General features: G+C 68.4%; 10 protein-coding genes and 2 tRNA genes. 10 read left to right on the top strand and 2 right to left on the bottom strand.

Annotated elements, in window-relative coordinates; genetic code table 11:
• The 10 genes from C665_RS15890 to C665_RS15935 all read left to right on the top strand — a co-directional run.
• A partial coding sequence (locus C665_RS15890; RefSeq protein WP_004322280.1) for a tetratricopeptide repeat protein occupies window positions 1-224 on the top strand: 224 nt, incomplete at its 5' end.
• A 3-nt stretch (window positions 225-227) separates the two neighbouring features.
• A complete protein-coding gene (gene bamB, locus C665_RS15895; RefSeq protein WP_004322283.1) occupies window positions 228-1,370 on the top strand; it encodes an outer membrane protein assembly factor BamB in 1,143 nt (380 codons plus the stop codon).
• A 13-nt stretch (window positions 1,371-1,383) separates the two neighbouring features.
• Window positions 1,384-2,712, top strand: a complete 1,329-nt coding sequence (gene der / locus C665_RS15900; RefSeq protein ID WP_004322285.1) for a ribosome biogenesis GTPase Der — start codon at window positions 1,384-1,386, stop codon at window positions 2,710-2,712.
• A 114-nt stretch (window positions 2,713-2,826) separates the two neighbouring features.
• Window positions 2,827-3,063, top strand: a complete 237-nt coding sequence (gene hfq, locus C665_RS15905; RefSeq protein WP_004322287.1) for an RNA chaperone Hfq — start codon at window positions 2,827-2,829, stop codon at window positions 3,061-3,063.
• Window positions 3,064-3,117: 54 nt separating this feature from the next.
• A complete protein-coding gene (gene hflX, locus C665_RS15910; protein WP_004322289.1) occupies window positions 3,118-4,275 on the top strand; it encodes a ribosome rescue GTPase HflX in 1,158 nt (385 codons plus the stop codon).
• Window positions 4,276-4,289: 14 nt separating this feature from the next.
• Window positions 4,290-5,591 carry an FtsH protease activity modulator HflK gene (hflK, locus tag C665_RS15915; RefSeq protein WP_004322291.1) on the top strand — a complete coding sequence of 434 codons (1,302 nt, stop codon included), beginning with the start codon at window positions 4,290-4,292 and terminating at the stop codon, window positions 5,589-5,591.
• Window positions 5,591-6,472 (top strand): protease modulator HflC, encoded by an 882-nt coding sequence (hflC, locus tag C665_RS15920; RefSeq protein WP_004322293.1) that lies wholly within the window; start codon window positions 5,591-5,593, stop codon window positions 6,470-6,472. Before hflK ends, hflC begins: the two co-directional genes overlap by 1 nt.
• A 7-nt stretch (window positions 6,473-6,479) precedes the next feature.
• A complete protein-coding gene (locus C665_RS15925; RefSeq protein WP_012585932.1) occupies window positions 6,480-6,665 on the top strand; it encodes a DUF2065 domain-containing protein in 186 nt (61 codons plus the stop codon).
• Window positions 6,666-6,672: 7 nt separating this feature from the next.
• A complete protein-coding gene (locus C665_RS15930; protein WP_004322297.1) occupies window positions 6,673-7,830 on the top strand; it encodes an ATP phosphoribosyltransferase regulatory subunit in 1,158 nt (385 codons plus the stop codon).
• A 4-nt stretch (window positions 7,831-7,834) separates the two neighbouring features.
• Window positions 7,835-9,145 (top strand): adenylosuccinate synthase, encoded by a 1,311-nt coding sequence (locus C665_RS15935; protein WP_004322299.1) that lies wholly within the window; start codon window positions 7,835-7,837, stop codon window positions 9,143-9,145.
• A gap of 299 nt (window positions 9,146-9,444) precedes the next feature.
• Here the strand turns inward: C665_RS15935 and C665_RS15940 are convergent.
• Window positions 9,445-9,529, bottom strand: a tRNA-Leu gene (locus C665_RS15940).
• 387 nt (window positions 9,530-9,916) lie between these two features.
• A tRNA-Leu gene (locus tag C665_RS15945) sits at window positions 9,917-10,001 on the bottom strand.
• Window positions 10,002-10,190 lie beyond the last annotated feature (189 nt).

The following is a 10,190-nucleotide window of genomic DNA, read 5'->3' on the forward strand; positions in this document are numbered from 1 at the left end:
CGGGCGAACTCGACGCCGCGCTCGCCCGCCTGCAGGCCGCGCCCTCGGCCGCCTACAAGGCGCGCTTCGACGACCTGCGCGGCGACGTGCTCGCCGCCCAAGGCAAGGTCGCGGAGGCGCGCGCCGCCTACCAGGCCGCGATCGACGCGCTCGCCGCCGTCGGTGACGATGCGGTCACGTTGCGCGAAGTCGTCCGCGTCAAACTCGAATCCCTCGGAGCCTGAGCGATGAAAACCCCCTCGCTGCGTCTCGTCCCGCTGCTCGTCGCCGCGCTGCTCGCCGCGGGCTGCTCCTCGCTCAACCCCTTCGCCAGCTCCGCACCCAAGCCCGCGCCGCTGGTCGACTTCAAGCCCGGCGCGCAGCTCGTGGCCAAATGGCAGGCGAACATCGGCGAGGCCGAACACTACCGCTTCCAGCCCGCGGTGTGGAGCGACAGCGTGTACGCCGCCGGCAACGAGGGCGAGGTCGCGCGCTTCGAGGACGGCCGCACGGTGTGGCGGATCGATACCGGCAGCGAACTCTCCTCCGGGGTCGGCACCGATGGCCGCCTCGCGGTGGTGGTCGCCACCGACGGCACGGTGATCGCCCTCGACACCGACAACGGCAGCGAGCGCTGGCGCGCGCCGATCGGCGCCGAGGTGCTGGCGCCGCCCGCGGTCAGCCTCGAGCTGGTGATCGTGCGCGCCTCCGACAACCGCCTGATCGCGCTCAGCGCGCGCGACGGCAGCCGGCGCTGGGTGTACCAGCGCAACAACCCGCCGCTCGCGCTGCGCAGCTTCGCCGGCGTGGTCCTCGAAGGCCCGGTCGTGCTCGCCGGCTTCCCTGGCGGCAAGCTCGCCGTGATCAACGCTGCCAATGGCGGCGCGATCACCGAGCTCAACGTCGCCGTGCCGCGCGGAGCGACCGAACTCGAACGCGTCGCCGACGTGGCCGGCATGCCGGTGGTCGGGCGTCGCGAGGTCTGCGCGGTCGCCTATCAGGGCCGCGCCGCCTGCTTCGACACCTCGAACGGCAACGCGATCTGGTCGCGCGAGTTCTCCAGCAGCGTCGGCATGGACCGCGACGCGCGCTTCGCGCTCATCACCGACGACCGCGATGCGGTCCATGCGCTCGACGCCGGCAGCGGCGCCAGCGTGTGGAAGCAGGACGCGCTCGCGCGCCGCCACGTCTCCCGTCCTCTGATCGTCGGCGACTACGTGATCGTCGGCGACCTCGAGGGCTATGTGCATGCGCTCTCGCGCGAGACCGGCGCCTTCGCCGCGCGCGAGCGCGCCGGCAGTGATCCGATCGTGGCCGATCCGGTCCCGCTGCGCCGCGGTTTCGTGGTGCAGGGCGCCGGCGGCGACATCACCGCGTACGAAGTACGCTGAGGTACGGTAGCCAGTGAAACCCACCATCGTTCTGGTCGGCCGGCCCAATGTCGGCAAGTCGACCCTGTTCAACCGCCTGACGCGCACCCGCGACGCGCTCGTCGCCGACCAGCCCGGCCTCACCCGCGACCGCCACTACGGCATCGGCCGCGTCGGCGACCGCGACTATCTGGTCGTCGATACCGCCGGCTTCGACCCCGTGGCCAAGGACGGCATCATGCACGAGATGGCGCGCCAGGCCGAGCAGGCCATCGCCGAGGCCGACGTGCTGCTGTTCCTGGTCGACGGCCGCGCCGGGCGCACCCCGCACGACGAGAACATCGCCGCGCGCCTGCGCCGTGCCGGGCGGCCGGTGCATGTGGTCGTCAACAAGGCCGAGGGTATCGACCGCGCGATGGTCGCCGCCGACTTCCATGCGCTCGGCCTCGGCGATCCGCTGCCGGTCTCGGCGGCGCACGGCGACGGCGTCAAGCAGTTGGTCGAGCTCGTGCTCGCGCCCTTCCCGGCCGACGACGAGAAGGAGCACTCCGACGACGAGGGCCCCAAGGTCGCCATCGTCGGTCGTCCCAACGTCGGCAAATCCACCTTGGTGAACACCCTGCTCGGCGAAGAGCGCGTCATCGCCTTCGACATGCCGGGTACCACCCGCGACGCCATCGCGATCCCCTTCGAGCGCGGTGGCAAGCGCTACACCCTGATCGACACCGCCGGCCTGCGCCGCCGCGGCAAGGTCTTCGAGGCGGTGGAGAAGTTCTCCGTCATCAAGACCCTGCAGGCCGTGCAGGAGTGCAACGTCGTCGTGCTGGTGCTCGATGCCGCGCAGGACATCTCCGACCAGGACGCCCACATCGCCGGCTTCGCGCTCGAGGCCGGGCGCGCGCTGGTGGTGGCGATCAACAAGTGGGATGCGGTCGACGACTACCGCCGCGATCGTCTCAGGGCCGACATCGCGCGCAAGCTGGCCTTCCTCTCGTTCGCGCGCTTCCACCAGATCTCCGCGCTCAAGGCCGAGGGCATCGCAGGGCTGCTGAAGTCGGTGGATGCCGCCTATGCCGCGGCCACCGCCAACCTCGCCACGCCGCGGCTGACGCGTGCGCTGCAGCAGGCGGTCGCGCGCCAGGCGCCACCGCGCCACGGGCTGGCGCGCCCGAAGATGCGCTACGCCCACCAGGGCGGCATGAACCCTCCGGTGATCGTCATCCACGGCAACGCGCTGGACGACATCCCGCAGTCGTATGTGCGCTACCTGGAGCGCTGTTTCATGGATGCCTTCGACCTCAAGGGCACGCCCTTGCGCATCCAGTTCCGCACCACGCACAATCCTTACGCGACGCGGACCTGAGCATTTTTCGCGAAAGAACCCGTTTCCACGCCTGGATTTCGTTGCATACTGCCATGCGGCAGTGCACAACGTGTCTGCAATATTCTTATAAACACAATATAAAGAGGTTCCACAATGAGCAACAAAGGGCAACTCCTCCAGGACCCCTTCCTGAACACCCTTCGTCGCGAACACATTCCCGTGTCGATCTACCTGGTCAACGGCATCAAGCTGCAGGGCCAGATCGAGTCCTTCGACCAATACGTCGTGCTGCTCAAGAACACCGTCACCCAGATGGTCTACAAGCACGCGATCTCCACCGTCGTGCCCGCCCGCCCGGTCGTCATCCAGCAGGAAGAGGGTGCCAACTGAGGCCGCGGTCCACCCGGCGCGGCCGGCGTCTGCCGGCTGCGGGAGGCGCGCGTCGTGTTTGAACGTCCCGCCTCCGGTGAGCGTGCGGTCCTCGTGCAGCTCGACCTCGGGCAGGGCGCGATCGACGAGCGCCTGTCCGAGCTGAAGCTGCTCGTCCTCAGCGCCGGCGCGAGCGTCGAAGCGGTCGTGCAAGGCCGCCGCGCCGCGCCCGACTCCAAGCTCTTCGCCGGCAGCGGCAAGGTGCAGGAGATCGGCGAGGCGCTGCGCGCCTACGGCGCCGACATCGTCATCTTCAACCATGCCTTGTCGCCCGGGCAGCAGCGCAACCTCGAGCGCGAACTGCAGTGCATGGTCATCGACCGCACCGCGCTGATCCTCGACATCTTCGCGCAGCGCGCGCGCAGCCACGAAGGCAAGCTGCAGGTCGAACTCGCCCAGCTCGAGCACCTGGCGACCCGCCTCGTGCGCGGCTGGACCCACCTCGAGCGCCAGAAGGGCGGCATCGGCCTGCGCGGCCCGGGCGAGAAGCAGCTCGAGACGGACCGCCGCCTGCTCGGCAACCGGGTCAAGATGCTCAAATCCCGGCTCGCCCAGATCGAGAAGCAGCGCAAGGTTCGTCGGCGCGCTCGGGAACGCCGCGACGTTCTGTCTGTCTCTCTCGTCGGTTACACCAATGCGGGCAAGTCGACGCTGTTCAACGCGCTGACCAAGGCGGGCGCCTACGCGGCGGACCAGCTCTTCGCCACCCTCGACACCACCTCGCGCAGGTTGTACGTCGGCGGCGAGGGGGCAGGTGCGAGCGTTGTGCTGTCGGACACCGTCGGCTTCATCCGCGACCTTCCGCACGCCCTCGTGGCGGCCTTCCAGGCCACTCTCGAGGAAACGGCGCAGGCCGACCTGCTGTTGCACGTCGTCGACTCGGCGAGCGAGGACCGCGATGCGCAGATCGGGGCGGTGAACCAGGTTCTCGCCGAGATCGGCGCGGCCGACGTGCCGCAGATCCTGGTGTGGAACAAGATCGACCTCACCCGCGCCGCTGCGGCGGTCGAGAGGGGGGACTGTGGTACCATCAGGCGCATTTTTTTGAGCGCCCGAACCGGGGAAGGCCTCGATCTGCTTCGCGACGCGCTTGCCGAAGTAGCTCGGCAGACCTTTGGTGACAACGCCGACCGGCCCGCCGGTCGGGATGACGAGCGACGACAAGAAACGTGATAACAGGCATTCTCATGTCACTGAACGACCCACGCTGGGGTGGCCAAGGCGGCGGCGACCGCGAAGACGGCAATCGCGGCGACGACAACCGCAACGACGACCAGCGCGGCGATCGCAATCGCGGTGGCAACCAGGGGCCGCCCGACCTCGAGGAGGTCTGGCGCGACTTCAACCAGCGCCTTTCCGGCATGTTCGGCGGCAAACGCCCCGGGCGTGGCGGCGGCTTCGGCGGCGGCAATGGTGGCGGCAACCGCCCCGAGCTCCCCGGCTTCTCCTTCAAGCAGTTCCGTGGCGGCTTCGGCGTCCTTGCGGCGCTGGTGCTGGTGGTCTGGCTGGCGAGCGGCCTGTACACGGTGGACGCCAACCAGCGCGCCGTGGTGCTGCGCCTCGGCGAGTACGTCGCCACCACCGAGCCCGGCCTGCGCTGGCGCCTGCCCGCACCCTTCGAGACCCACGAGATCGTCGACCTCACGGGCGTGCGCACGGTCGAGGTGGGCTATCGCGGTTCCGAGCGCAACAAGGTGCTGCGCGAATCGCTGATGCTCACCGACGACGAGAACATCATCAATATCCAGTTCGCCGTTCAGTACGTCCTCAACAGCCCGGAGAACTACATCTTCAACAACCGTTTCCCCGACGAGGCCGTGGCGCAGGCCGCGGAGACCGCGATGCGCGAAATCGTCGGCAAGAGCCGCATGGACTTCGTGCTTTACGAGGGCCGCGAGGAGATCGCGACCACCGCGCACGAGCTCATGCAGCGCATCCTCGACCGCTACGAGACCGGCATCCAGGTCAGCCGCGTCACCATGCAGAACGCCCAGCCGCCCGAGCAGGTCCAGGCTGCGTTCGACGACGCGGTCAAGGCCGGGCAGGACCGCGAGCGCCAGAAGAACGAGGGCGAGGCCTACGCCAACGACGTCGTGCCGCGGGCCCGCGGTACCGCTTCGCGCCTGGTCGAGGAAGCCAACGCCTACCGCGAGCGCGTGGTCGCCAATGCCGAGGGCGAGGCGAGCCGCTTCAGCCAGGTGTTCGCAGAATACAACCGCGCACCGGAGGTCACCCGCGAGCGCCTGTATCTCGACACCATGCAGCAGGTCATGTCCAGCACCTCCAAGGTGATGGTCGACGCGAAGGGCAACGGCAACCTGCTGATGCTGCCGCTCGACAAGCTGATGCAGCAGACGGGCGCCAAGCCCGCCGCGGCGGCGCCTCCCGACTCGCAGTCGGCCGCGGGCCTCGCGGCCAACGCTCCAGTGCCGTCCTTCGATCCGCGCAACCGGGATGGAATGTTCAGTCGTGAGCGGGGAGTACGTTGATGCGTGACAAGATGTCCCTGATCGGCGGCACGCTGCTGCTGCTCGTCGTGATCGCCTCGATGTCGCTGTTCACCGTCGACCAGCGCCAGTATGCGATCGTCTTCCAGCTCGGCGAGGTCAAGGAGGTCATCTCCGAGCCCGGCCTCAACGCCAAGCTGCCTTTCATCCAGAACGTGCGCTACTTCGACAAGCGCATCCTGACGATGGACACGCCCGAACCCGAGCGTTTCATCACCTCCGAGAAGAAGAACGTGCTGGTCGACCACTTCGTCAAGTGGCGCATCGTCGACCCGCGCCTGTACTACGAGTCGGTGGCCGGCGACGAGGCGCGTGCGCGCACCCGCCTGACGCAGACGGTCAACGCCGGTCTGCGCGAGGAGTTCGGCCGCCGTACCGTGCACGACGTCGTCTCCGGCGAGCGCGACCGCATCATGGAGCAGATGCGCGAGCGCGCGGACCGCGACGCCCGCACCATCGGCGTGCAGATCGTCGATGTGCGCCTGAAGCGGGTCGACCTGCCCAACGAGGTCTCGGAGTCGGTCTATCGTCGCATGGAGGCCGAGCGCAAGCGCGTCGCCAACGAGTTGCGCTCGCTGGGTGCCGCGGAGGCCGAACGCATCCGCGCCGACGCCGACCGTCAGCGCGAGGTGATCATCGCCGAGGCTTACCGCAGTGCGCAGGAGGTCAAGGGTGCGGGCGACGCGAAGGCTACCGCCATCTACGCCGAAGCCTTCGGCAAGGACCGCGAGTTCTACTCCTTCTACCGCAGCCTCGAGGCCTACCGCGCGAGTTTCTCGGGCAAGGACGACGTGCTGGTGGTCGATCCGAGCTCGGATTTCTTCCGTTTCATGAAGGATGCCGGAGGCGCGCCGCGCAACTGACGTCTTCATGGCAAGCTCGCTCCTCACGGCCTTCGCGCTGATGCTGATCGTCGAAGGCCTGTTGCCCTTCATCGCGCCCGCCGCATGGCGCGAGACCTTCCTTCGCCTCGCCAGCATGGCCGACGGCCAGATCCGCTTCATCGGTCTGAGTTCCATGCTGGCGGGGCTCGCAATGCTTTTCATCGTTCTCTGACATCGCCATGCGCTGGGTACTGCCCGACCACATCCAGGACGCCCTGCCGTCCGACGCCCACCGGCTGGAGAGCCTGCGCCGCCGCCTGCTCGACGCCTTCCGGCTGCGCGGCTATCAGCTCGTGATGCCGCCGCTGCTCGAATACCTCGACTCGCTCACCACCGGCGCCGGCAAGGACCTCGAGCTGCGCACCTTCAAGCTGGTCGACCAGCTCTCCGGCCGCAGCATGGGCGTGCGTGCCGACATGACTCCGCAGGTCACCCGCATCGACGCCCACCTTCTCAACCGCCGCGGCGTGTCGCGCTTGTGTTATTGCGGCAGCGTGCTGCACACCCTGCCGTCCACGCTCACCGGCACGCGCGAGCCGCTGCAGCTCGGCGCTGAGCTCTACGGCCATGCCGGCATCGAGGCCGACGTCGAGATCCTGCGCCTGCTCGCCGAGGTGCTGCGCCTCGCCGAAGTGCCTGCCTCGCGCATCGACATCGGCCATGTCGGACTCTTCCATGCGCTCGCCGCGCGCGCAGGGCTGGTGCCGGGCCGCGAGGAAGAGCTCTTCGACCTGTTGCAGGCGAAGGACGTGCCCGAGCTGCGCCGCATGCTCGCCGACGTCTCCGAGCCGGCGCGCAGCGCGCTGCTGGCACTGCCCGAACTCTACGGCGGCCCCGAGGTGCTCGCAGAGGCCGCCGCACGACTGCCGCAGGATGCCGAGATCGCCGGCCCGCTTGCCGAACTGCGCCAACTCGCCGACGCGCTGGGCGACCTCCCGGTGAGCTTCGATCTCGCCGACCTGCGCGGCTACCACTATCACAGCGGCATCGTGTTCGCCGCCTACGGCGCCGAATCGCCCGCCGCGCTCGCCCTCGGCGGCCGCTACGACCGCGTCGGCCAGGCGTTCGGGCGCGCACGGCCGGCCACCGGCTTCAGCCTCGACCTGCGCGAACTCGCCTGGCACCTGCCCACCCCGGCGGCGCCGGCGGGCGCGGTGCTGGCGCCGCCGGACGACGACGCGGGGCTGACCTCCGAGGTCTCCGCGCTGCGCGCACGTGGCGAGATCGTGATGGTGGCGCTGCCGGGACACGAAGGAACTTGGAACGAAGCCGGCTGCGACCGGCAACTGGTGAAGCGGGGCGATCGCTGGGCGGTCGTGCCGTTACAGGGAGAGTAAGGAAATGGCAAAAAACGTCGTCGTCGTCGGCACCCAGTGGGGTGATGAAGGCAAGGGCAAGATCGTCGACTGGCTCACCGACCACGCCAAGGGCGTGGTGCGGTTCCAGGGTGGCCACAACGCCGGTCACACGCTGGTCGTCGGCAAGACCGAATACAAGCTGAACCTGGTGCCCTCGGGCATCGTCCGCGAAGGCGTGGCCTGCTTCATCGGCAACGGTGTGGTGCTCGATGCGCACCACCTGTTGTCCGAGATCCGCACGCTGGAAGCCGGCGGCATCAAGGTGCGCGACCGCCTGCGCGTGAGCCCGGGCTGTCCGCTGATCCTCGGTTACCACGCCGCGCTCGATCGTGCGCGCGAGGCCGCCAAGTCCGCCGGCGACAAGATCGGCACCACCGGCAAGGGCATCGGCCCCACCTACGAGGACAAGGTCGCCCGCCGTGCGCTGCGCGTGTACGACCTCTTCGACCGCGAGCGCTTCGCCGCCAAGCTGAAGGCCAACCTCGAGTACCACAACTTCGTGCTCACCCGACACCTCGGCGCCGAGCCGGTCGATTTCCAGACCGTGTTCGACCAGGCCATGGCCGACGCCGACGAGCTGCTGCCGATGGTCGCCGATGTCTCGGCCGAGCTCTACGCGATCAACAAGTCGGGCGGCTCGCTGCTGTTCGAAGGCGCGCAGGGCACCCTGCTCGACATCGACCACGGCACCTACCCCTTCGTCACCTCGAGCAACTGCGTGGCCGGGCAGGCCGCGGCGGGCTCGGGCGTCGGCCCCGGCCGCCTGCATTACGTGCTCGGCATCACGAAGGCCTATTGCACCCGCGTCGGCGGCGGGCCCTTCCCGACCGAACTCGACATCGAGACCAAGGGCGTGCCCGGCGAGCAGATGTCGACCAAGGGCCGCGAGTTCGGCACCGTCACCGGCCGCAAGCGCCGCTGCGGCTGGCTCGATCTCGCCGCGCTCAAGCGCTCGATCATCATCAACGGCGTGACCGGCCTGTGCATCACCAAGCTCGACGTGCTCGACGGTCTCGAAGAGCTCAAGCTGTGTACCGGCTACATGCTCGACGGCAGGCGCATCGACCTGCTGCCGATGGGTTCGGAGGAGGTCACGCGCTGCGAGCCGATCTACGAGACCCTGAAAGGCTGGAGCGGCACCACGTTTGGCGCGCAGAGCTGGGACGCCCTGCCGCAGGAGGCGCGCACCTACCTGCACCGCATCGAGGAGATCTGCGAGATCCCGATCGACGTCATTTCGACCGGTCCCGAGCGCGACGAAACCATCCTCCGCCGCCATCCCTTTGGCGCCTGAGCATCCGCAGCACCCTGTGCGGCCGCACTCCGCGGCCGCCGCGCCCGCCGGGGGTCAATGCACCCCCCGCGCGATTCCAGCACGACGCTCGATCGCGACTCGAGTCGTTCCTGCACGGGGCCAACCCGCGCCGTCCGCGAATGTTGCGCCATCCGCAGCGTTCGCGAATTCCGCGCCGTTTTTCATAGGGGCGACGCAAGTCGCGATCCTCGTGTCCGGCCCGCATGGCGCACCTTCCTTCGCGCGACGATGGCACAAACGCAAAAAAGCCGCTCCGAAGAGCGGCTTTCCTGTGAAACTGGTGCCCAGAAGAGGACTCGAACCTCCACGCCTCGCAGCGCTAGTACCTGAAACTAGTGCGTCTACCAATTCCGCCATCTGGGCAGGGAGGCGCATAATAGCAAAAGCCTTAACTTCCGCAAAGGTTTTTTTTGCATCATCGGGCGCATCCTTCCGTCGCCGAGCGAAGGGGCTGCCTTTGACTCGCGATGCCGGCACCTCGATCCCGCCCAGCATGTGTTCCCACTCGACGCCCGCTCGCGACTCGGATCGTTCCTGCGGACGGCCCGCAGCAGTGTCCGTGGATCCCGCGCCGTGCGGCGATTGTGCGCAGGTCATCGTGGGAGCCGCCGCAAGGACGCAAGTCGCGACCTGCGCATGCAGCCTGCACCGCGCGTCCTCCAGCGCGCCGCTGAAGGGCGCCGCATTTGTCCGCGTCAACACGGCGCAAAAACAAAAAAGCCGCTCCGAAGAGCGGCTTTCCCGTGAAACTGGTGCCCAGAAGAGGACTCGAACCTCCACGCCTCGCGGCGCTAGTACCTGAAACTAGTGCGTCTACCAATTCCGCCATCTGGGCAAGAAGACGCGCATTATAAGCACGCAAAGAAGATTGTCAATGACTCGCAAAACGAAAAAAACCGATCAGCAGCGCTCCGGCGCCCCCTCCCGCAGAACGCCGGCCGCGCCGCAGCAGGGCGAGCTTGCGCCGCGCGCCAACCCGCCCGGGCGCAAGGCCGGGCGCGGCACACTTGCCGTGCACGCCGCG

It is taken from the genome of Thauera aminoaromatica S2 (assembly GCF_000310185.1).
In the GTDB taxonomy this organism is placed as follows: domain Bacteria; phylum Pseudomonadota; class Gammaproteobacteria; order Burkholderiales; family Rhodocyclaceae; genus Thauera; species Thauera aminoaromatica.